Genomic DNA, 21,518 nt, shown 5'->3' with positions numbered 1-21,518 from the left:
CCTGTGGATAAGATGCGGGGAACCAGCGCGAAGCCGCGCGGCTACAGGGACGCACGGGCGCGCCTCAAATTGGGGCAACGCGCAGGAAGGCGAGACTCCACGACCGCCCTCAGGCGGTTTACGCGCGCGTCGGCAGCGCCTCCGCCACCAACTCCGCGACATCAAACACGCGCCTTTCCTCCCCGTGTTTCGACGCACTCGACGTGAGCATCAGCAAGCAGAACGAGCACGAGGTCGCAACCTTCGCGGCGCCGGTGTCGACAGCTTCCTGCATGCGCACGTCGTTGATGCGCGCAGTACCACCTTTCCCGCCCCAGTAGTTGCCACCGCCCGCGCCGCAGCAGAAGCTGTCCTTGCGGTTGCGCGGCATTTCGATGAGTTGGGCGACGGCGCCGAGGGCGCGGCGGGGTTCGGCAAGGATGTCGTTGTGGCGGCCGAGGTAGCAGGGGTCGTGGAAGGTGATCTTCTCGGCGTCGTTGCGCAGGACCTGCAGGCGGCCGTCGGTGATCAACTGGTCGATCAGCACGGAGTGCGGGATCGTCTGCCAGTCGGCGCCGAGTTCGGGGTAGTAACGGTCGAAGCTGTTGAAGCAGTGCGCGCACATCGTGATCACTTTCTGGATCTTGCGCTCGCGGAAGTCTTCGATGTTGGCCTGGGCGATCTCGACGAATTGCATCTCGTCGCCGGCCATCTTCGCCGGGTCGCCCGTACAGCGCGACTCTTCGAGGATGCCGTAGGACACCCCGGCGGTCTCCAGAATGCGCACCATCGCGCGGGCGACTTCCTGGGCGCGCGGCTCGAAGGCGACCGAGCAGCCGATCCAGAGCAGGTATTCGGACTTTCCGGCCTCGAAGAAGGGCACGTCCAGCCCCTTCCGCCAGTCGTGCGGATTGGCGGCAGTGCCGACGAAGGGGTGGCCGCGTGATTCGAGGTTGCGGTTGGCGAGCGCGAGCGTGTCCGGCATTTCCGAGCGATCCATGACGAAATGGCGGCGGAACTCGAGGATGGTTTCAGCGGGGCTGTTGCTCGCGGGACACTCCTCCACGCAGGCGGCGCAGGTGGTGCAGTCGAACACCGCCTGCAGGCCGATTTCGTCGATCAGCGCGACATCGTCGAGGCGTCCGCTTTCGAGGTAGCTCGCGCAGGTCGTCATGACCTTCTTTGGCGACAATGCCTTGCCCGTCTGCACCGCCGGACACACTTCCTGACAGCGCCCGCACCACAGGCAGGCGGAGAAATCGAGCAGCTTCTTGCGGTCGAGATCGGCGAGTTTCGCGGCACCGAAGGAGACCTCCTTTCCCTCCGGCGGATCGGCATCGAAGTCGATCGGGGCGAGCGTGATCCCCGGGCGGCGGCGGGCGAGCGCGGCGTTGGCGGGCGCAAGCAGCATGTGCGACAGCGGCGTGTGCGCGATCAGGCCGATGAACGCGACGCCCAGCAGGCCGTGCAGCCACCACGCGAGGTGCGAGCCGAGGGCGTCGGCACCGAGCCCGATGTCGCGCAGCCCGCCCGCGAGCGCGAGGCCGAAGAACTCGCCGCGACTGAAGGATCCGGGTGCCGCCAGCCGCAAGGCTTCGGCCGCGAAGCCGGCCGCGATGGTGACGAGGAACAACACTTCCATCGCGACGAAGCCGCGGCGGAAGCCACCGGTGTTCAGGCGTTCGAGGCGCGTGAGGCGCCGCACGAGGAAGAAGGCCACGCCCACGAACATCAGCAGGCCGGCGAGTTCGCGCCCGAGTTCCATCACGGCAAGGCCGAACTTCCCCTCATACACCGGCACGCCGGCAAAACTCAGCAGGAAGGCCGCGTGGCCGAAGATGGCGACGAGTGCACCGACGAACATCAGGCCATGGGCGAGCCCGGCCACCGGGCGTTTGATGAGGCGCGACGCGAACAGGCCGCGCGACGCAAAGGCACGCAAGTTCAGGCGCTCGCGCCACGCCTGCCCCGGGCTGACACCGACCGGGGTCGCCTTGCCGGCTGCAATCCGCGCCGCGCGACGCTTCAGGCCCAGGAGCATGCTGACCAGTGCGCCCCCCAGCAGGATCGCGAGGAGAGTGTAGTCGAGTGCGGAGATCGTGGACATGTCGGGGCCCCGGGGTAATCAGCCTTGTAACCAGCGATCGGTCGTGCCGAGCCCTTTGGCAGGCTCGGGGCGAACGGTCGTATCTGGAGGAAGTCAGCGCTTGAGGATGGCGGCGGTCGCGTTGCCACCCAGGCCGTTGGTCTGGGCAAGCCCGACCTTCGCATCCGGCACCTGCCGTCCGCCCGCCTGGCCGCGCAACTGCCAGGTGAGTTCGGCGATCTGGAACACGCCCATCGCCGTGGTGGCCTCGCCGAAGGACACGAAGCCGCCCGAAGGGTTGATCGGCATCCGGCCGGTGGGCGCGGTCTCGCCCGCCTCCAGCAGGCGCTCGGCCTCGCCGGGTTCGCACAACCCCCATTCCTCGGGGAAGGCGAGCTCGTAGTAGCAGGTGTTGTCCTGCAATTCGGTGAAGCTGATGTCGCGCGGGCCGATACCGGAACGCTCGAAGGCCTTCATCACGGCGGACTTGGCCTCGGTGTGGAAGCTCGGGCCGGAGGGGACCGGGCCGGCGAGGCTGCGCGGCAGGGCGTCGTCGAAGCCGATGGTGGCGACGGCGCTGGTTGCGACCGTGATCGGCTTCGACGTGAAGCGGCGCGCCATCTCCTTCGAGCAGATCACCGCCGCGGCGGCGCCGTTCGACACCGGACAGATCTCGAACAGGCGCAGCGGATTGCTGACGTAGGGCGACGCGAGCACCTCGTCGAGCGACACGGCCTTCTGGAAGCGCGCGAAGGGATTGCTCTCGGAGCACTTGCGCGCCTTCACGGTGACTTTGGCCATCTGCTCCTCGGTCGTGCCGTAGTCGAATATGCGGCGCCGCGCGAGGGTCGCCCAGAAGGCCGGGCCTGGCATGCCGACGCAGCGCTGGCGCAGGTATTCGGGATCGTTCGCGTCCTCGACGCCGGAGGTCTGGATCATGCCCTTGGGCATCACCTCGCCGCCGACTACGAGGACGAGATCATGGATGCCGCCGGCGACGAGCGAGTAGCCGATGTTGAACGCGTTGCCCCCGGCGGCGCAGCCGGCCGAGAGGTTGTAGACGGGGATGCCGGTGCAGCCGAAATCCTCGACGATGTCGTTGCCGTTCAGGCCCCAGCCCTTCCCGCCCGAAAAACGCGAACTCGCGGCGGACACCGCCTGCACCTGTTTCCACGACACGCCGGCGTCCTTCATCGCCATGTCCACCGCATGGCGGCACAACTCGGTGACGGACTTCTCCCCCACGATCGCATCGCCGGTCTTGCCGAAGCGATGCATCCCTACTCCCAGAACGACGACTTCCTGCATGTTTCCCCCGGAGCTCAGAGCAGTTTGAATTTCCACGACGTGAAGGCCTTGCCGTCACCGTGATGGATCGGTTCGATCACGAGCCGGACGCGCGCGCCGACCTGCATGGCCTCGGCGGGATCCACCATCTGCCCGACCACGCGCAGGCCGCTGTCGAGGTCGACCACGCCGATGGCGTACGGGACGAAGGGCTGGTCGTAGCGGTGGGGCGGCGGCGGCGGAAAGTCCGCGACCGAATAGCTCCAGAGGTTTCCCTCGCCCCCGAACGTGCAGGGCACGATCCGCGATTCGTCACACGACGGATTGCGGCAGGTGGCCACCCGCGGAAAGTACGGCGTGTTGCAGCAATTGCAGCGGGCACCGTGCAGGCGCGCGCCCTCCTCTTCCGAGAACAGTCCCGGGACGCAGGGCTCGCGCAGGGCGGCAGTGTTGGCAATCTCATTCATCGTGTAACGCTCCGTCATGCCTTCGCCGCCTTGATGAGTTCGGGCAGGATCTCCAGGCAGTCGCCCACGACCCCGTAGTGCGCGTAGCGGAAGATCGACGCGTCGGCATCCTTGTTGATCGCGACGATGGTCTTCGCCGCGGAGCAGCCGGCCATGTGCTGGCTGGCGCCGGAGATGCCGACGGCTATATACAGCGCCGGACGCGTGACCTTGCCGGTGAGGCCGACCTGATGCGACGAGTCGATCCAGCCCTCATCAACGATGGCGCGCGAGCCGCCCCACATCCCGCCTATGGCTGCCGCCATGTCCTTGACCATCTCGAAGTTCTCCTTGCTGCCGAGGCCCCGACCGCCCGAGACGATGATCTGGGCGTCCTCGAGACGCGCTTCGGCGACCTGCGGCGAGGAGATGACTTCGAAGCGTTCGCCGACGGCGCCCGTGTCGAGCGCGACGGCGTGCTGCACGACGGCGGTGGGCACGGCGGCGGGCGCCGCGACGATCGAGGTGGTCGTCACCGACAGCACCGCGACCGGCGCCGTCAGTTCGTAGACCGCATGCGTGTCGCCACCGAAGGCCGTCGCCGTCACGTGCAGCCCGTTGCCGGCGGGCTCGGCATCGAATACGTTTGCGACCACGGGCACGCCGAGACGGCCCGCGAGGCGCGCCGCGATGACGCGCGATTCGGCGCCCTGATTGAACAGCACCGTGCTGGGCGAGGTGCTGCCGCAGTAAGCGGCGAGGATTGCGACGAGCGCATCCGGTCCGGACGGCCCTGCAGTCACCCCCTGCGCGGCTCCCTCGATGCGGTCGAGGCGATTCACGCCGTAACGGGCAGCCACTTCGGTCGCCGCGTCCGCGGCACTGCCGAGCACCAGCCAGCGCAATTCCACCCCGGTCGAGCCCGCCAGCTTGCGTGCGAGCGTCAGCGCCTCTTCGGTACCGCCGTCGATGGCATCACCCCAGGAACACAGCACAACGGCCATAGCGAGGACTCCTTGTTCAGTGCGACGAATTGATCGAGCGGGCATCCGGCAGAGGCAGTGCTATTTCCATGCGGCCACTTTGCTGCGGGTTATCGGCGCAGTCCCGGATCCCGATTCCTGAATCCAGTCTAATTGCCTGCCCTTTTTCGCACTGCGCCGCTTCGAATCAGAAGGGGACTTTGCCAATTCATTTCCGGCCAGCCCGAAACCCTTGTCACGCAAGGCGTTTGGCGACTTGATTAGCAACGAACCTCAGCCGGTGATCGAAGGGCTCCTTCCCCTTGAAGGGAGGGGGGAGGGTCTGCGGCGCGCGTGGATAAATCTCGTTCGAATCAGGTTGCGCGATGCAAGGATCGGTCGCCCGCGCCCTGCCAGGGCGGGCATGGCCTTATCTGACATTCCTGCGGCCACTTCGGAACTGCCGCCGGACAACATCGCCCGAAATCGGAATCTAGAATCGGCTCAACGATTGGCGGCATGGCGGCAATAGCCGACTTCCCGGCCGTCTTGATTAATTCCTGATGCGGGGACAGACATGGATTTTGAGTTTTCCGAAAAAGAATGCGAATTCCTGCGTGAGGTCGATCAATTCCTGAAGGAAAACCATGACCCGAAAGTCATGGACGTCACTCGTGAAAACATGGCACAGGTGTGCGATACGCCGGAGCGCCGCGCCTTCATGAAAAAGGTCGCCGAAAAGGGCTGGCTCGGCATCACGTGGCCGAAGGAATACGGCGGTCAGGAAGGCGAAGGTTTCTTCGAATACCTGCTCAACGAAAAACTATCCTCGGTGGGCGCGCCGCAAATCGGCAAGGGCGTGGGCATCATCGGCAAGACGCTGATCAATGTCGGCTCGGAAAAGCTGAAACGCGAATTCCTGCCGCAGATCCTCGACGCGAAGATCGAATTCGCCGTCGGCTATTCGGAACCGTCGGCCGGCTCGGACGCCGCGGCGATGCGCCTGAAGGCCGAGCGCAAGGACGACGGCTGGGTGCTCAACGGCCAGAAAGTGTTCACGACCTCCGCGCACTTCGCCGACTGGTACTGGGTCGGCGCGCGCACCGATCCGGACGCGCCGAAGCACCATGGCATCAGCCTGTTCCTCGTGCGCATGGACGACCCGGGCCTCACCATCCACCCGATGTACACGATGGGCAACGAGCGCACCAACGCCGTGTTCTTCGACAACGTGTTCGTGCATGACGACTACCGCGTCGGCGAGCTCAACAAGGGCTTCCAGTACATCGCCGAAGCGCTCGACATCGAACGCTTCAGCATGTTCACGTTCGCGCCGATCCGCGGGCGCGTGGAAGTGCTGGCCGACCACGTGAAGACGGCCAAGCGCGACGGCAAGCCGCTCAAGGATGACGCGGTGGTGCGCCACAGGATCGCCGAACTGGCGACCGAGTGCGAAGTTGCGCGAGTGCTCGGCGTGAAGTTCGTCGATGCCGCGCTCAACAGCAACAAGACCCCGACTGTCGAGGCCTCCGAATACAAGCTGTACGCCACCGAGCTGTCGCGTCGTCTGGCCGATGCGACGATGGATATCGTCGGCCCCGGCGGGCAGCTCGCGCTGCACACCGCGGACGCGCCGCTCAAGGGCCGCGGGGAGAGCTGCTACACCTACACGGTGATCGACACCATCGGCGGCGGCTCGTCGCAGGTGCAGCGCAACATCATCGCCAAGCGCAAGCTCGACCTGCCGAAGAATTTCTGACCGGACGGACGCGCGATGAACTTCCTCGACGGCTACACCGTTCTCGATCTGGCGAGCGTCGGCCCGGCCGCGCGCGCTTCGCGCATCCTCGCCGATTTCGGCATGCGCATCGTCAAGGTCGCGCCGGTCGCGGCCAAGGGCGCCAAGCAGGTCGAGCCCGTCTTCCACGCCTACGGTGCGGGGCGCGGCACGCAGAAGATCCGCCTCGACCTCAAGTCCGACGCCGGCCGCGACACCCTGCTGCGTCTGGCGGAGCAGGCGGACGTCGTGATCGAGAGCTACCGCCCCGGCGTCGCCGCCCGGCTCGGGGTGGGCTATGCCGACATCGCCGCGCGCAACCCGAAGATCATCTACTGCTCCACCAGCGGCTACGGCCAGGACGGGCCGTGCGCGCAGTGGGTCGGGCACGACATCAACTACCTGGCGATGTCCGGCTTCCTCGCCTGCAGCGGGCGCGACGCCGAAGGCCGCCCCGCCCTGCCCGGCGCGACGCTCGCCGACGGCGCGGGCGGCGGCATGCACGCGGCGCAGTCCATCCTCGCGGCGCTGCTGCGCCGGGAGCGCACCGGCGAAGGCGCATGCCTCGACGTGGCGATCACCGACGGCGTGCTGAACCTGATGTCGCTGTACCTCGACCAGTACCTCGCGACCGGCGAGGACACCGCGCCCGGCTCGGGCGTGCTGACCGGCAAATACGCGTGGTACGGCGTGTATACCGCGGGCGACGGGAGGCATATCGCGGTGGGCGCGATCGAAGGCCACTTCTTCCGCAACCTGTGCCGACTGCTCGAGCTCGAAGCCTTCGCCGACCACCAGTACGACGACGCGCAGCAGGACGCGATGCGCGCGGCCTTCGCGGCACGCTTCCTGACGCGCAGCCGCGACGAATGGGTCACCCTGCTCGCCGGGGCAGACACCTGCGTCGCACCGGTGCTGGCGATCCCCGAAGTGGCCGCGCATCCGCAGTTCCGCGAGCGCAAGGCCTTCATGGCGGCCGAACATCCGCGCCGTGGCGCCTTCGAACAGCTCGCGCCGGTGCTCGCCGGCGGTGATCGCAAGCAGCCCGTCCACCACGTCGCACCACCGGGCCATACCGATACCGACGCGATCCTCGCCGAAGCAGGCTTCCCCGCCGGCCAGATCGCCGAATTGCGCGCAGCGGGGTGCATCGAATGAGCGCGCGCGATCCGCAAGCCAGCCGCAACGCCACGGACCTGCCCGACGAGGCGCAGCGCATGATCGACACACCGCTCTACGAAGAGCCCGGCGAGTTCCCGATCGAGATGGGCTACGTCTACAACACCTGCGCGGCCGTGCAGAACGGCAACCCGATTTTCTGGGATCCGGCCGTCGCCGAGGCCGTCACGGGCGGCCCGATCGCGCCGCCGACGATGATGTCCGTGTGGTTCCGCCCGCATTACTGGGCACCGGGGGCGACTGGCGAACGCAAGGCGCTGCAGACGCATTTCGACCTCAAGCAGATCCTCGACCTGCCCGAGGCGGTCGTCGCCAGCAACGAAGCCGTGTTCGGCGAACCGGTACGCCCCGGGGATCGGCTGACGACGCGCCAGATCGTGCGCAGCATCGGCCCCCTCAAACAGACGAAGCTGGGCATCGGGCGATTCTGGACAATCGACGTCGAAACCACCAACCAGCATGGCGAATGGGTCGGCACCGAGATCTACACCATGCTGGGCTACCGGAGGCCCGAGCAATGAGCGCGACTGAGGTGTGCGGCATCACTGCCGCCGACATCGCCGAAGGCCAGGAAATGCCCGCGCTGCGCCACCCCGTGAGCGCGACGACCATCGTGCTCGGTGCGCTGGCGAGTCGCGACTGGCGGCCGATGCACCATGACAAGGACTTCGCGGTCGAGCGCAACGGCGTGAATAACATATTCATCAACACGCCCAACAACGCCGCCTGGTTCGAACGCTACATCACCGACTGGACCGGCCCGAAAGGCCGCCTCGGGCGCCTGCGCTTCGAGATGAAGAAATCCGTCTTCCCCGGCGACGAGATGTGCTTTTCCGGGATCGTGCGCAAGCTCGCCCGCGACGCAGCCGGATGCCACTGGGCCGACCTGGAGCTGACGATTTCCGTCGGCGACGAAGTGCGCACGACCGGCCGCGCACGCGTCGCCATCCCTGCCGACGCTGCCGACAATCCCTGGACCCGCAAGGGCGATCGCTGGCTGCCGTAAGGCACCCGCGCCATGACCGCGACCTTTTCGCCCGCCACACTTTCAAGAGGCTGCCAATGGACCTGAAGTTCACCGACGAGCAGAACATGCTCCGCGACATGACCCGCAACCTGTGCGCCGACTTCAGCGGCACGGACGTCGTGCGCAAGATGGAAAACGACCCGATGGGCGTCCCCGCCGACCTGTGGCAGCAGATGCGCGAGACGGGCCTGCTCGGCATGGCGATCCGCGAGGAAGACGGCGGCATGGGACTGAGCATGCTCGACTGCGCCGTGATCTACGAGCAGCTCGGCCGCCACCTCGCGCCCGGACCCTACTTCCCCAGCACGGTGATGGTGGCGGGGGCGCTGCGTCACGCGGGCGAAGCCGCGGACCGGCGCGGGCTGCTCGGCGCCATCGCAACCGGCGACACCGTCGTGGTGCCGGCGTGGCTGGAACCGGACGGCGGCTTCGGCCCGGCGGGCGTGCAGCTGCGCGCCACGCGGCAGGGCGACGACTATGTCCTGTCCGGCACCAAGCGGCACGTGTTCCACGCCGCCGCCGCGCAACAGCTCCTCGTGCTGGCCCGCACGGGCGAGGCCGCGGACGCCATCGACCTGTTCCTCGTCGATACGAAGGCGCCCGGCGTCACGCTGACGCAGCAGCACTCGATGGCTTCCGACACCCAGTACCGCGTCGATTTCGACAATGTCCGGGTCAGTGCAGAGAACCACGTCGGCGCCGAAGGGCGGGGCTGGCAGGCGTGGGAGGCCGCGATGTACGACGGCATCATCCTGCTCGCGGCCTGGGCCGCGGGCGGCGCCGAACGCGCGCTCGAGATCACCGTCCAGTATTCGAAGGAGCGCGAGCAGTTCGGCAAGCCGATCGGCGCCTTCCAGTCGCTCGCGCACTACATGGCCGACGCGAGCGCCGTGGTCGACGGCGCGAAGATGCTGGTGCTCGAAGCCGCCTGGGCGCACGCCTCGGGCAAGGACGTGAAGCGCCTCGCGGCGATGGCCAAGCTCTTCGCCTGCCGCGCCTTCCGCGAGGTCACGCACATGGCCCAGCAGGTGCACGGCGGCATCGGCTTCACGCTCGACTACGACATCCAGCTCTTCTACCGCCGCGCCAAGCAGCTGCAGATGAACTGGTGGGATTCGTCCTACCTCGAGGAGCTGATCGCCGCCGACATCCTCGACCGCGACGGCGAGCGGACCATCCCCGATCCCTTCACCGTCTGATCCGCCCACGACCGCCCGCCTGAACGAGGAAGCCCGCATGGCGCACCCGAACCCGCATTACGGAACCGGCATCTTCCGTCGTCGCCTCCGCGTGAGCGTGGCGCCGGGCGAGGTGGCCGTCGAGCTGGAGGACTGCAACCACGGCTTCCGCCTGCGCCTGTGGCACGACGGCGAGCGCGTCACGACCGTCGAGGTGCAGCCGATGCGCATCCCGTTCAACACCTGCGCCGAGGCGGTACGCCCGCTCCAGCGCGCCATCGGCCATCGCCTCGACGAGGACGAAGCGACGTTGCGCAGCCGCCTCGTCCCGGGCGACAACTGCACGCACATGCACGACCTGACGATCCTTGCCGTCGCGCATGCCGCCGCACACCGCGGCGAGGAACGGACGACGCGCCTTTACGACATGGCGGTAGACGACGAACGCGACGGCATCACCCGCGCGCGCATCGCCTGCGACGGCGCTCCAGTCCACGAATGGCACATCGCCACGCCACGCGCGCACACGATCACCGCGCCGGAAGAACTCGCCGGCAAGCCGGTGATGCGTGGCTTCCACGCATGGGCGTCGCAAGCCTTCGACGGCATGCCGCGCGAGGCCGCCGTCGCACTGCAGCGCGCGTATTTCGTCGCCCAGGCGCGGCGCCACAGCTTCGAACCGGTCGCAGCGCATCCGGGCATCTCCGACGGCATGCCGCAGGGCGCCTGCTACTCGTACAACGCAGGGGCCGTCGAACGGGCGCTGCGCAGCGCGGGCACGGTGCGCGACTTCACGCACGCCCCCGAACGCCTGCTGAAGTTCCTGCCCTGATCCCCGCGGAGGCTCCATGATCCCCAACACCCCTGCCGCCCCGCGCGGCGCTCTGGCCGGCATCCGCGTCATCGACTTCGGCCAGATGGTCTCGGCCCCTTACTGCGCGAAACTCTTCAGCGACTACGGGGCCGACGTGATCAAGGTCGAGCTGCCCGAGGGCGACGCTGCGCGCACTGCGGGGCCGTTCCCGGGTGACGTGCCGCACGTCGAAAAGAGCGGACTGTACTTCTTCCACAACACCAACAAGCGCGGCATCACCTGCGATGTCGCCCACCCCGAAGGCCGTCGGCTGTTCCTCCGCCTGCTGGAACACAGCGACGTGCTGATCGAGAACAACCTGCCGCAGCGCATGCGTGCGTGGGGGCTCGATTACGCGACCCTTGCGGAGACCAACCCCGACCTGGTCGTGATCTCCATCACTCCCTTCGGGCAGACCGGCCCCTACAGCGGCTGGAACGGCTACGACCTGAACGCCTACCACCTGTCCGGCGCGAGTTCCCGCTACTGCGGTCGGCCAGGCGAAACGCCGCTCGAGCACGGCACTTTCGCCGCGGACTACTTCGGCGCGGTCACCGCGGCGGCATGGGGACTCGCCGCCGTCTATGGCCGTGAGCTCGCCGGGGGCGGGCAGCAGGTCGACGTGTCCTGCGCCGAGGCGATCGCCGCGACCTTCGTTGGCGGCCAGAACATCGGCTGCTACGCGCAGGAAGGCCGCTTCGACAAGCGCACCGGTGTCGGCATGCCGCTCGGCGCGCCAGCCACGATCCTGCCCTGTCGCGACGGTCACGTATGGATGCTGGCACTCGAACCGGGCCAGTGGAACGGGCTGCGCAAGGTGATGGACGACCCGGAATGGGCGAGCCTGGAGATGTTCCAGGACATGTACTCGCGCGCCCAGAATGCAGATGTCATCTACGAGTTCATCCGCGAGTGGACGCTGCAGCACGGCAAGATGGAAATCATGGAGAAGTGCCAAGCCGCGGGTTGCCCGGTGACGGCGGTGTTCACCATCGCGGAGGCCGCCGCGCAGCCGCATCTGCAGGCGCGCGACTACTTCGTCGACATGGAGCACCCGCAGCTCGGCCGGCTGAAGAACCTCGGCGCCCCCTTCAAGCTCCCGGCCTGCCCCGGCGGACCGGAACGCCCTGCGCCGCTGCTCGGCCAGCACAACGCAGAGGTCTACCGCGAACTGTTGGCCTTGGGCGCCGCGGACGTGCGCCGACTCGCGCAACGCAACGTGATCTGATCGGGGGAAATGGACATGGCCAACGAACTGCCGCTGAAGGGTGTCCGCGTCGTCAATTTCGGCTGGGTGTGGGCGGGGCCAGTGGTCGGGCAGACGCTCGGCTTCCTCGGCGCCGAGGTGCTCAAGATCGAATCGGCCGCGCGCGTCGACATGACCCGCAACCTGCCGCCCTTCGCCGACGGCATCCCCGGGCCAGACCGCAGCCTGTCGAACCACGCCTGCTGGGCGGGCAACGGATCGGTGTCGCTCAACCTCAAGGAACCCGAAGCGCTAGAACTCGCGCTGCGGCTGATCGCGACCGCCGATGTCGTCGTCGAGAACTTCGGCCCCGGCGTCATGGAACGCCTCGGCCTGGGTTACGAGCGCCTGCGCGAGGTGAAGGAGGACATCATCCTGTTCTCGATGCCCGCGGCGGGCCTCTACGGTCCCCTCGAACACGTGCGCACCTACGGCCTGAGCCTCACTTCGCTGACGGGCCTCGACAGCCTCGTCGGTTACAAGGGCGGCGACCCGGTGCCGGTCGAGAACGCCTTCTCGGACCCCTTCGCGGGCATTTTCGGTGCGTTTGCGGTGCTCGCCGCCCTCAACCACCGCCGCAACACCGGTACGGGCCAGCACGTCGACTTCTCCCAGCAGGAGGCGGTGATGCAGATGGTTGCCCCGGCGTGGATGGACTACACGCTGAACGGGCGCAGCGGCGGGCCGAAGAGCAACGAACACCCCACCGCCGCCGCAGCGCCGCACGGCGTCTTCCCCTGCCGCGGCGACGACCGCTGGATCAGTATCGCCGTCTGCCGGGACGAGGAGTGGCAAGGCCTCGTCGCCGCGATGGGCAACCCTGACTGGGCCGCGACGCCCGCCTTCGCGACGCTGCCCGCGCGGGTGTCCACGATCGACCGCCTGCACGAACACATCGCGCAATGGACGCGCGGATTCGACGACCGCGAGCTCGCTGCGCGCCTGCAGGAGCACGGCGTCGCCGCGTCCCCGGTGCTGAACGTCGGCGACCTGCTGCATGACCCGCAATACCGCGCCCGCGACACCTTCATCGAGGTCACGCACCCGCTGGGCTTCAAGGAAACGATCTACGGAGCCTACGTGAAAACCAGCCGCAGCCGTCCCGACATCCGGCCCGGCCCGACCATCGGGCAGGACAACGAGCGCGTGTTCAGGACGCTCCTCGACATCCCGGAAGCGGAATACGAGCGCCTCAAGCGCGACCGGATCATCTACTGACACGCACCGGCCCGCAGGCACCCCGCCGCCCGGCCCATACATCGGAGACACGCCATGAAGTTCGCCCTCGCAACGCCTGCGCTGAACAACTACCCGGCCGCCATGGCCCCGTGGGAGCCGCGTGCCGGCGGCCCGGAAGTCCTGCGCTATGCGCGGAAGGCCGACTCCCTGAGCTGGGACTGGCTCACAATCCCCGAGCACATCGTGATGCCCACGGACATGAAGGAGGTGATGGGTTCGCGCTTCGCCGAGGGCATCGCCGCCTCTGCAGTGTTGATGGGCGCGACCGAGCGCATCCACATGCTCACCTACATCCTGGCGCTGCCCTACCGCCATCCGCTGGTGCTCGCCAAGCAAATCGGCACGATGGAATTCCTCGCCGGGGGACGCTTCACGCTCGGCACCGCAGTCGGTCACCTGGAACGCGAGTTCGAGACCCTCGGCATTCCGTTCGAACAGCGCGGACCGATGACCGACGAATACCTCAAGGCGCTCAAAGAAGTGTGGACCTCGGAGCATCCGAAGTTCCACGGCGACTTCGTCAAGTTCGACAACATCCTCGTCGAACCCAAGCCGATACAGAAGCCGCACCCGCCGATCTTCATCGGCGGCAACTCGCAGGCTGCGATGCGCCGCGCCGCCGTGCACGGCGACGGCTGGATCCCCTGGCTCGTGACCGCTGAAGACCTCCCGGGCTGCATCGCCTACATGAAGAGCCTGCCCGCCTACGAAGAGAAGGCCGACCGCTTTGAGATCCTCGTCACGACCACCGCCTACAAGGTCGAGGATTACTCGCACGCTGAGAAGGGCGAGACCGAGGTTTCCGCCGACCGCGACAGCGTGCTGCGCGAAATCGAGGCGCTGCAGAAGGCCGGCGCCACTTCCGTCCAGGTCATGCCGCCGAAGCTCGAAACCTTCGAGCAATGCCTCGACTGGATCGAGTGGTACGACCAGGAAATCATTCCGCAGTTTAGGTGATGCACCAGTTCCTCCCCCTTCAAGGGGGGAGGTTAGGAGGGGGATGGGTTTCTGGCGCCGCTGCTTAACCCATCCCCACCCCAACCCTCCCCTTGAAGGGGAGGGAGTTTCACTGCGGGACTTCGTCTGATTTCACATAAAGCAAAACCGGAGACAGAAATGCCGGACACCCACAACTACCTCACCACCCGCATCGAAGACAACGTCGGGATCATCACCCTCAACCGCCCGGAGAAGCTCAACGCCCTGAGCTGGGAACTCGCCGAGGAACTCGCCACGGTCTTCCATCGCTGGCGCTACGTCGATGAAGTCCGCGCGATCGTGCTGACCGGCGCCGGCCGGGCCTTCTGCGCCGGGGGCGACATCGACTGGATCTCCGGCGACAGCGACCGCCCGATGCCGGGCACCTCCGACGCGACGCGCCCGATTCCGCGTTCGCAGCGCAAGACCCCGGGCGGCCCCTTCATGGACGCAACGCGCCAGATGATCGCGGTCGACAAGCCCATCGTCGCCGCCCTCCACGGCCACGCCGTCGGCGCGGGGCTCGCCTACGCCATGGTGTGCGACCGCCGCTTCGCGGACACCACGCTCAAGATGTCGGCCATCTTCACCAATGTCGGCGTCGCGCCGGACTGCGGCCTGTCGTGGTTCCTGCCGCGCATCGTCGGCCTGCCCACCGCGCTGATGATGGTCGAGACCGGCCGCGTCTTCCGCGCCGAGGAATGCAGGACGATGGGGCTTGTCGACGATCTCGTGCCCGAAGGCGAAAGCTTCGCCGCCGCCTTCGAATATGCGAAGACCCTGGCCCAGCGTGCCAGCGTCGCCGTCGACATGGCGCGCCGCATGATCTACATGGGCCAGACCGCGACGCTCGAACAGATGCTCGACTACGAAGGCATCGCCGGCGTCATCGTCGCCTCGTCGCTCGACGCGAAGGAAGGCACCCAGTCCTTCCTCGAGAAGCGCAAGCCCGTGTATCGCGGTATCTGACGCGTACGGCCGAGCACGGCGCAGACCGGGCCGGCCCCCTCATCGCCAACCCCGACACGAGACCCGCCCGACGGCGCGCGATGCGCCGGGGGCGCCATGACATGGAGTTGAGATGAGCAAATTCATTGTTGCGGCTGCCGCCGCGCTGATCCTTTCGTCCGCGGCCTTCGCCGCGGCACCACCCAAAAGCGACAACGTGGCCGGGCAGCTCAAGGCCCTGCAGGCCGAAGTGCGCGCGCTGAAGGACATCGAGGAAATCCGCATGCTCAAGCACGCCTATTTCCGCGGCATCGACAGTGCGGACCTGCCCCTCCTGCGCAGCCTCATGCACCCCGAGGTCACCGTGCATTTCATCGGCGGCGGCTACGAGTGGAAGCTCGCGGGCCGCGAGCAGTACCTCGAAGCCATCGGCAACAACTTCAACAGCGAAGTCATTGCCCAGCATAACGGCCATCACCCGGAGATCCGCCTTGTCAGCCCGACGGAGGCCGAAGGCACGTGGTACCTGCACGATAACTTCTACAACCTGCGCGAGAAGCTTTACACCACCGGCACCGCCTTCTATCGCGACCGCTATGTGAAGGTCGACGGCAAGTGGCTGCTCCGGAGCACCGAGTACAAGCGCCACTACGAGATCGTCGAGAAGCTCGACAAGCTGCCGAACGTCACCGTCGACTACCTCGCCGAGCACGGCCGCAAGGTCGAGCGCCACTGTCACGGCGACGGCCTGTGCCGCGGCGGGCAGGAAACGCCGGTCGCCTCGCAATAACCCATCCTGATGATGCGGGTACCTCCCCACCCGCATACAGTCATCCCGACCGATCCCCCCGACCCGCACCGAGGTCCGCGCCATGAAACCGGCCCCGTTCGAATACCACGCCCCGACCTCCCTCGCCGACGCGGTCACGCTCCTCGCACGTCTCGAAGACGAGGGCTGCGACGCCAAGATCCTCGCCGGCGGCCAGAGCCTAATGCCGATGCTGGCGATGCGCGTCGCGCGCCCCGATGCCCTGGTCGACCTCCGCCAAGTGCCCGGCCTCGACCACATTCGCCTGCAGGACGGCCGCATCGCGATCGGTGCGATGGCGAGCAAGCGCGCCGCGGAATTGTCGGAACTCGTGCGCGAGCGCCAGCCGCTCTTCCACGCGGCCACGCGACTCGTCGGACATCAGCAGATCCGCAATCGCGGCTCCGTCGGCGGCTCGTTCGCCCATGCCGATCCGGCATCCGAATATCCGGCCGTCGCGCTGGTGCTCGGCATGGAGATGGTCGCCACCGGTCCCGACGGCGAGCGCGTGATTCCGGCCGCCGAGTTTTTCGTCACCTACATGACGACCGCACTGGAACAAGGCGAGATCCTCACCGAAGTTCGCATGCCGGTGCTGCCCCCCGGAACCGGCTGGGCCATCCGGGAGATCACGCGCCGCAGCGGCGACCTCGCACTTGCCGGCGTCGCGCTCACGCTGCGCCTCGAAGCGGGCCGCTGTGCCGACGCGCGCATTGCCGCATTCGGCATCGATGCGACCGCCGTGCGCCTGAGCGAGGCCGAAGACGCGCTGCGCGGCGCCGTCCCGAACACCGAAAGCTTCGCCCGGGCGGGGGCCATTGCAGCCGCCTCGCTCGCCGACCCGATGAGCTGCATCCACGCTTCCGCCGAGTACCGGCGCCACCTCGTCGGCACCCTGCTCGAGCGCGCGCTCGCCGATGCGGCCGCGCGCGCGCACTGAAGCCCTCTCACTCCAGGCACGAGGTTCACCATGAGCACCCGGAAAACCATCCGCCTCACCGTCAACGGCAAGCCCTACGAACGCGAGGTCGAAGCCCGCCTCACGCTGGCCGACTTCATTCGTCATGAACTGCATCTCGGGGGCACCCACGTCGGCTGTGAACATGGCATCTGCGGTGCCTGCACGATCCTCATCGACGGCAGTTCGGCGCGCGCATGCCTGACCCTTGCCGTACAGGCCGACGGCGCCAGCATCACCACCGTCGAGGGGCTGCGCAACCGCGAGACCGGGCAACTGCATCCGATCCAGCAGGCCTTCGTCGATGCCCACGGCCTGCAGTGCGGCTTCTGCACTCCCGGTTTCATCATGACCACCCTCGAACTGCTCGGCGAGAACCCCAACCCGACGGACGACGAGATCAAGGAAGCCCTCGGCGGCAACCTGTGCCGCTGCACCGGCTACCAGAGCATTCTCGATTCGGTGCGTCTTGCCGCCAGCCGGATCAACACCGCCTCCGCCGCCTGACGCGGCTCACGGACTTCCTCTCATGGCGATCGACATTCCCACCCGTACCGATCAGCTGCCGACCAGCGCCACGCGTTTCATCGGCAAGGCCGTCAAGCGCATCGAAGACCCCGCGCTCGTCTCCGGCACCGTCGAGTTCATCGACAACCTGTCGCTGCCCGGCATGCTCCACTGCGCGATCCTGCGCAGCCCGCATCCGCACGCGCGCATCACCGGCATCGACGTCAGCGCGGCGCTGGAGCTGCCCGGCGTCGAGGCGGTGCTGACCGGCGAGGACGTCGAGCGCTGGTGCGACCCCTGCTTCACGGCACCGGAAGGATGGGGCAACTACTGTCTCGCGGTCGGCAAGGTGCGTTTCGTCGGCGAACCGGTCGTTGCCGTCGCTGCGAGCAATCGCTACATCGCCGAGGATGCGCTGGAACTGATCCAGGTCGAGTATGAACTGCTGGCCCCCGTCGCGAATCCAGACGAGGCGATGGCCCCCGGTGCGCCCCTCGTGTTCGAGAACCGCGGCACCAACGTCATCCAGAGCCGCACCTACACCTGGGGCGAGGTCGATCGCGTGTTCGCCGAAGCTGACCGCATCGTCAGCCGCCAATTCCGCTGGAATCGCGTCGGCGCGAACCCCACCGAGACCTTCGGCTGCATCTGCCAGTGGGACCTCGCGGACAACAGCCTCACCTGCCGGGGCGCCTACCAGACGCCGCGCTTCATGGCGATCGGCCGCGCCGCCTCGCTGCGCCTGCCGGCCAATAAGGTCAAGATCATCAGCCACGCCCAGGGTGGCGGCTTCGGCGGCAAGGGCGGGCCGCGCGGCACCGACATCGCGGCGCTGCTGTCGCGCAAGAGCGACGGACGCCCCGTCAAGTACATCGAAGACCGCATGGAATACCTGCTCGCCGGCGGCGGACAGTCCTGGGACCGCTACTACGACGCGTCTCTCGCGCTCAAGGCCGACGGCACCGTGACCGGCTTCAAGGTGCGCCTCGTCGACGACCAGGGCGCAGGCGCCGAAGGCTATGGCACCATCTCGGCTGCCAAGCCGCTCGCCGCCTTCACCGGCAACTATCGCATCGAGGCGGCCCTCTACGACCTCACGCTAGTCGCCACCAACCGGGCGCCCACCTACCCGTATCGCGGTTACGGCCCCCCGCCCCACAACCTGGTCCTCGAATCGCTGATGGACGTCGCCGCGCGCGAACTCACGCTCGACCCGGCCGAGCTGCGCCGCCGCAACTACATCCGGCCCGAGCAGTTTCCCTACACGGTGCCGAGCGGCAACGAATACGACAGCGGCAACTACGCCGCGGTGCTTGACCGGGTCCTCGAACTCGCGGACTACGAGTCGCTGCGCGAATCGCAGGCGAAGGCTCGCGCCGAGGGCCGGCTGGTCGGCATCGGCGTAGTGAGCACCGTCGAACCGGGCGTTTTCGACTGGAACGCTTATGCCACGGTAGGCGTACCCGGCGTCGGCGTACCCGAAGGCGTCAAGGTCGCCGTCGATGTCTTCGGCACCGTCACCGTCGCGGTCGGCTTCAATCTGCAGGGCCAGGGCCAGTTCACGGTCGCCGCGCAGGTCGTCGCGGATTACCTCGGCGTCGACATGAATGCGGTCAAAGTCACCACCGCCTCCACCGATGTCGCCCTGCCCCACTTCGGTCAGGGCGGCAGCCGGCTGGGCGTCGCCGTGACCGGCGCGATCCTGGGCGCCTGCGAAAAGCTGCGGCAAGTTTTCTGCAGGGTGGTCGCCCACGTGATGCAGACCGAGCCCGAGCAGATCGAACTGATGAACGGCCGCCTGCAGATCAAGGCCGCGCCGGAACACGGCATGACCATCGCGGAAGTCGCGGGCCTCATGCTGTCGCGCAGCGACCTGCTGCCTCCCGGCGTCGAGCCCTGCCCGGAAGCCACCTTCGTCTGGGTCTCGCCAAACCGCAATCTGCCCGACGACCAGGGGCGCTGCCGCAGCTATCTCACCGCGGCCGCGGCCACCCACGTCGTCCAGGTCGAAATCGACCGCGATACGGGGCAGGTCGAGATCCTCGGCTACTACATCGTCGACGACTGCGGCACGCGCCTGAACCCTGCGAACGTCGAAGGCCAGTTGCAGGGGGGCGTCGCGCAGGGCGTTGGCGCGGCGCTCTACGAGGAATACGTCTACGACGCGCAATGCCAGCCGCTGGTCAGCACCTTCGTCGACTACCTCATGCCGACCATCCACGAGGTGCCGATGACCGTGAAGGATCACATCGTCACGCCCTCGCCGATCGCGCCGCTCGGGGCCAAGGGCTGCGGCGAAGGCGCGATCCATACGACGCCCGCGGCGCTGCTGTGCGCGATCAACGACGCCCTGGCCCCGCTGGGCCTCGAGTGCCGGGAAACCCCCGCGTCGCCGCGCCGGCTGTGGCAACTGCTGCACGACCAGCGCGGCCAGCACGGCAATTAAGTTAGGGGATGTCAGCGATTACCCGAGCAGTCGAATGGATTCCCAGGCACCTAGTCCCTCCCCCTTCAAGGGGGAGGTTAGGAGGGGGATGGGTTCCGGCGGACGCTGCTTAACCCATCCCCCACCCCAACCCTCCCCCTTGAAGGGGAGGGAGTGAGCATGCTGCTATCAACGCAATCCCGTCGGCACACCCTCGGTGAACGCCGCCCGAACCGGAACTCTCCAATGACCATCCCTGACCTCAGCAAAGGCCCCCTCGCCGGCCTGCGCGTCCTCGACCTCTCGACCATGCTCGCCGGCCCCTACGGCGCGACGCTGCTCGGGGACCTGGGCGCCGACGTGATCAAGATCGAGTCCCATTACGGCGATGAGAGCCGCCACCTCGGCCCCAAGCGCGGCGACGAGCGCGGCCCATATCTGAGCCTCAACCGCAGCAAGCGTGACCTCGTGCTCGACCTGCAGCGCGAAGAGGCGCAGGTTATTTTCGCCCGGCTGGCCGCCACTGCCGACATCCTCGTCACCAATATCCGCGAGCCGGCCCTGTCGAAGCTCGGCCTCGACTACGAGCAGGTGAAGAAGCACCGGCCGGACATCATCTGGATCCGTGTCACCGCCTTCGGCGCCGACGGCCCCTACGCCGGCCGCCCCGGCATCGATTTCCTCGCGCAGGGCTACACAGGCGTGCTCACCCTCAACGGCGAACCCGATGGTGCACCGGTGCGCACGGGGTTCCCGGCCGTCGACGTCATGACTTCGCTCCTCGTCAGCAACGCCGCGCTGGCCGCGCTGCGCGCGCGCAAACTCACCGGCGAAGGCCAGCGCATCGAGGTCTCGCTGCTCGACGCCCTGATGCACGCGCAGGCGAGTTCCATCGGCACCTGGCTCACCACCGGCGACCGGCCCAAGCGCACCGGCAACCGCAGCCTCTACTTCGCGCCCTCAGGCGTGTATCCCACGAGGGATGGCAAACACGTCGTCATCACCACGCCGGGCGAGAAGTTCTTCGCCAAAGTCTGTCGTGCCCTTGACACCGACTGGGACACCGACCCGCGCTTCCACGACATCCACGCGCGTCTCGCCAACGAGGACGAGCTCGATCGCGTCATGGCCGAACGCACCCGCCAGTTCGACCGCACGGAACTCGTCGAGAAGCTGATTGCTGCCGACGTCCTCACCGCGCCGATCAACGAGGTCGAGGATGTCGTCAAGGATCCCCAGATCCTGCACAACCGCATGATCGTCCCGGTCGAGCACCCCGTCCTCGGCCGCCTCGACGTCACGGGCATCCCCATCCGCTTCTACGGCACCCCCTGCGGAGTCACGCGGCACCCGCCGATGCAGGGCGAACACACGCGAGAGATCCTCGGTGAACTGGGTTACGCGAAGGGGGATGTCGATGCGCTGATCGGCGAGGGTCTGGTCGCAGACGTCGCGGACATGACCCGCCGCCGCGAGGAACGGAAGGTCAGAAAGCCGACCTGAACGGATTCGAGCGACCCAACGAAAGGGCCACGGGCGGCCGGACGTTACACCGGCTGCTATGTGCGCCCCACTGTGTCGGGCGATATGTTCCGACCGTACGCTGGCGAGTGAGGCGGACCTTCACACCCGCGG

Annotated in this window: 19 protein-coding genes; 15 read left to right on the top strand and 4 right to left on the bottom strand. The window is 67.4% G+C overall.

The window, feature by feature from the left end; translation table 11 throughout:
• Window positions 1–118 precede the first annotated feature (118 nt).
• The 4 genes from AzCIB_RS07650 to AzCIB_RS07635 form a co-directional block, all read right to left on the bottom strand.
• The gene (locus AzCIB_RS07650; protein ID WP_050415348.1) at window positions 119–2,086 is read right to left on the bottom strand and encodes a heterodisulfide reductase-related iron-sulfur binding cluster; all 1,968 of its coding nucleotides are present in this window, start codon (window positions 2,084–2,086) and stop codon (window positions 119–121) included.
• 93 nt (window positions 2,087–2,179) lie between these two features.
• The gene (locus tag AzCIB_RS07645; RefSeq protein ID WP_083446917.1) at window positions 2,180–3,373 is read right to left on the bottom strand and encodes a thiolase C-terminal domain-containing protein; all 1,194 of its coding nucleotides are present in this window, start codon (window positions 3,371–3,373) and stop codon (window positions 2,180–2,182) included.
• Between the two features lie 14 nt (window positions 3,374–3,387).
• On the bottom strand, window positions 3,388–3,819 hold the full coding sequence (locus AzCIB_RS07640) for a Zn-ribbon domain-containing OB-fold protein (protein ID WP_198149640.1): 432 nt from the start codon (window positions 3,817–3,819) through the stop codon (window positions 3,388–3,390).
• Window positions 3,820–3,833: 14 nt separating this feature from the next.
• Window positions 3,834–4,802 (bottom strand): electron transfer flavoprotein subunit alpha/FixB family protein, encoded by a 969-nt coding sequence (locus AzCIB_RS07635; protein ID WP_050415345.1) that lies wholly within the window; start codon window positions 4,800–4,802, stop codon window positions 3,834–3,836.
• Between the two features lie 535 nt (window positions 4,803–5,337).
• On the opposite strand from AzCIB_RS07635, the gene AzCIB_RS07630 reads away from it, so the two are divergent.
• The 15 genes from AzCIB_RS07630 (at window position 5,338) to AzCIB_RS07560 (ending at window position 21,386) form a co-directional block, all read left to right on the top strand.
• A complete protein-coding gene (locus tag AzCIB_RS07630; RefSeq protein WP_050415344.1) occupies window positions 5,338–6,519 on the top strand; it encodes an acyl-CoA dehydrogenase family protein in 1,182 nt (393 codons plus the stop codon).
• A gap of 15 nt (window positions 6,520–6,534) precedes the next feature.
• On the top strand, window positions 6,535–7,695 hold the full coding sequence (locus tag AzCIB_RS07625; RefSeq protein ID WP_050415343.1) for a CaiB/BaiF CoA transferase family protein: 1,161 nt from the start codon (window positions 6,535–6,537) through the stop codon (window positions 7,693–7,695).
• Window positions 7,692–8,237, top strand: coding sequence for a MaoC family dehydratase (locus AzCIB_RS07620; protein WP_050415342.1), 546 nt, complete (start codon window positions 7,692–7,694; stop codon window positions 8,235–8,237). The genes AzCIB_RS07625 and AzCIB_RS07620 overlap by 4 nt, the downstream gene beginning before the upstream one ends.
• Complete coding sequence (locus AzCIB_RS07615; protein ID WP_050415341.1) at window positions 8,234–8,722, top strand: hotdog family protein; 489 nt, start codon at window positions 8,234–8,236, stop codon at window positions 8,720–8,722. Before AzCIB_RS07620 ends, AzCIB_RS07615 begins: the two co-directional genes overlap by 4 nt.
• 56 nt (window positions 8,723–8,778) lie before the next feature.
• Entirely contained in the window at window positions 8,779–9,942 is a 1,164-nt protein-coding gene (locus AzCIB_RS07610; RefSeq protein ID WP_050415340.1) for an acyl-CoA dehydrogenase family protein, read from the top strand.
• A 37-nt stretch (window positions 9,943–9,979) separates the two neighbouring features.
• Window positions 9,980–10,753 (top strand): DUF2889 domain-containing protein, encoded by a 774-nt coding sequence (locus AzCIB_RS07605; protein WP_050415339.1) that lies wholly within the window; start codon window positions 9,980–9,982, stop codon window positions 10,751–10,753.
• A gap of 16 nt (window positions 10,754–10,769) precedes the next feature.
• Window positions 10,770–12,002: a CaiB/BaiF CoA transferase family protein gene (locus tag AzCIB_RS07600; RefSeq protein WP_050415338.1), complete on the top strand. Its 1,233-nt coding sequence runs from the start codon at window positions 10,770–10,772 to the stop codon at window positions 12,000–12,002.
• Window positions 12,003–12,017: 15 nt separating this feature from the next.
• Entirely contained in the window at window positions 12,018–13,238 is a 1,221-nt protein-coding gene (locus tag AzCIB_RS07595) for a CaiB/BaiF CoA transferase family protein (RefSeq protein ID WP_050415337.1), read from the top strand.
• 54 nt (window positions 13,239–13,292) lie between these two features.
• Entirely contained in the window at window positions 13,293–14,216 is a 924-nt protein-coding gene (locus tag AzCIB_RS07590; RefSeq protein ID WP_050415336.1) for a TIGR03619 family F420-dependent LLM class oxidoreductase, read from the top strand.
• A gap of 159 nt (window positions 14,217–14,375) precedes the next feature.
• Window positions 14,376–15,206, top strand: a complete 831-nt coding sequence (locus AzCIB_RS07585) for an enoyl-CoA hydratase/isomerase family protein (protein ID WP_050415335.1) — start codon at window positions 14,376–14,378, stop codon at window positions 15,204–15,206.
• Between the two features lie 112 nt (window positions 15,207–15,318).
• Window positions 15,319–15,975, top strand: coding sequence for a nuclear transport factor 2 family protein (locus tag AzCIB_RS07580; protein ID WP_050415334.1), 657 nt, complete (start codon window positions 15,319–15,321; stop codon window positions 15,973–15,975).
• An 82-nt stretch (window positions 15,976–16,057) separates the two neighbouring features.
• On the top strand, window positions 16,058–16,933 hold the full coding sequence (locus AzCIB_RS07575; RefSeq protein ID WP_050415333.1) for an FAD binding domain-containing protein: 876 nt from the start codon (window positions 16,058–16,060) through the stop codon (window positions 16,931–16,933).
• Window positions 16,934–16,963: 30 nt separating this feature from the next.
• Window positions 16,964–17,458: a (2Fe-2S)-binding protein gene (locus AzCIB_RS07570; protein WP_050415332.1), complete on the top strand. Its 495-nt coding sequence runs from the start codon at window positions 16,964–16,966 to the stop codon at window positions 17,456–17,458.
• Between the two features lie 22 nt (window positions 17,459–17,480).
• A complete protein-coding gene (locus AzCIB_RS07565) occupies window positions 17,481–19,904 on the top strand; it encodes a xanthine dehydrogenase family protein molybdopterin-binding subunit (protein WP_050415331.1) in 2,424 nt (807 codons plus the stop codon).
• A gap of 225 nt (window positions 19,905–20,129) precedes the next feature.
• Window positions 20,130–21,386, top strand: coding sequence for a CaiB/BaiF CoA transferase family protein (locus AzCIB_RS07560; protein WP_050415330.1), 1,257 nt, complete (start codon window positions 20,130–20,132; stop codon window positions 21,384–21,386).
• Window positions 21,387–21,518 lie beyond the last annotated feature (132 nt).

Origin of the sequence: Azoarcus sp. CIB (assembly GCF_001190925.1) — a bacterium.
GTDB lineage: Bacteria > Pseudomonadota > Gammaproteobacteria > Burkholderiales > Rhodocyclaceae > Aromatoleum.
The sequence above is the reverse complement of the archived record's forward strand: the minus strand, read 5'-3'. Positions and strand labels throughout refer to the sequence as shown.

Excerpts from the sequence above, each read along its gene's own strand:
- AzCIB_RS07650 (WP_050415348.1), bottom strand. The coding sequence starts at position 2,086 with ATGTCCACGATCTCCGCACTCGACTACACTCTCCTCGCGATCCTGCTG.
- AzCIB_RS07645 (WP_083446917.1), bottom strand. The coding sequence starts at position 3,373 with ATGCAGGAAGTCGTCGTTCTGGGAGTAGGGATGCATCGCTTCGGCAAG.
- AzCIB_RS07640 (WP_198149640.1), bottom strand. The coding sequence starts at position 3,819 with ATGAATGAGATTGCCAACACTGCCGCCCTGCGCGAGCCCTGCGTCCCG.
- AzCIB_RS07635 (WP_050415345.1), bottom strand. The coding sequence starts at position 4,802 with ATGGCCGTTGTGCTGTGTTCCTGGGGTGATGCCATCGACGGCGGTACC.
- AzCIB_RS07630 (WP_050415344.1), top strand. The coding sequence starts at position 5,338 with ATGGATTTTGAGTTTTCCGAAAAAGAATGCGAATTCCTGCGTGAGGTC.
- AzCIB_RS07625 (WP_050415343.1), top strand. The coding sequence starts at position 6,535 with ATGAACTTCCTCGACGGCTACACCGTTCTCGATCTGGCGAGCGTCGGC.
- AzCIB_RS07620 (WP_050415342.1), top strand. The coding sequence starts at position 7,692 with ATGAGCGCGCGCGATCCGCAAGCCAGCCGCAACGCCACGGACCTGCCC.
- AzCIB_RS07615 (WP_050415341.1), top strand. The coding sequence starts at position 8,234 with ATGAGCGCGACTGAGGTGTGCGGCATCACTGCCGCCGACATCGCCGAA.
- AzCIB_RS07610 (WP_050415340.1), top strand. The coding sequence starts at position 8,779 with ATGGACCTGAAGTTCACCGACGAGCAGAACATGCTCCGCGACATGACC.
- AzCIB_RS07605 (WP_050415339.1), top strand. The coding sequence starts at position 9,980 with ATGGCGCACCCGAACCCGCATTACGGAACCGGCATCTTCCGTCGTCGC.
- AzCIB_RS07600 (WP_050415338.1), top strand. The coding sequence starts at position 10,770 with ATGATCCCCAACACCCCTGCCGCCCCGCGCGGCGCTCTGGCCGGCATC.
- AzCIB_RS07595 (WP_050415337.1), top strand. The coding sequence starts at position 12,018 with ATGGCCAACGAACTGCCGCTGAAGGGTGTCCGCGTCGTCAATTTCGGC.
- AzCIB_RS07590 (WP_050415336.1), top strand. The coding sequence starts at position 13,293 with ATGAAGTTCGCCCTCGCAACGCCTGCGCTGAACAACTACCCGGCCGCC.
- AzCIB_RS07585 (WP_050415335.1), top strand. The coding sequence starts at position 14,376 with ATGCCGGACACCCACAACTACCTCACCACCCGCATCGAAGACAACGTC.
- AzCIB_RS07580 (WP_050415334.1), top strand. The coding sequence starts at position 15,319 with ATGAGCAAATTCATTGTTGCGGCTGCCGCCGCGCTGATCCTTTCGTCC.
- AzCIB_RS07575 (WP_050415333.1), top strand. The coding sequence starts at position 16,058 with ATGAAACCGGCCCCGTTCGAATACCACGCCCCGACCTCCCTCGCCGAC.
- AzCIB_RS07570 (WP_050415332.1), top strand. The coding sequence starts at position 16,964 with ATGAGCACCCGGAAAACCATCCGCCTCACCGTCAACGGCAAGCCCTAC.
- AzCIB_RS07565 (WP_050415331.1), top strand. The coding sequence starts at position 17,481 with ATGGCGATCGACATTCCCACCCGTACCGATCAGCTGCCGACCAGCGCC.
- AzCIB_RS07560 (WP_050415330.1), top strand. The coding sequence starts at position 20,130 with ATGACCATCCCTGACCTCAGCAAAGGCCCCCTCGCCGGCCTGCGCGTC.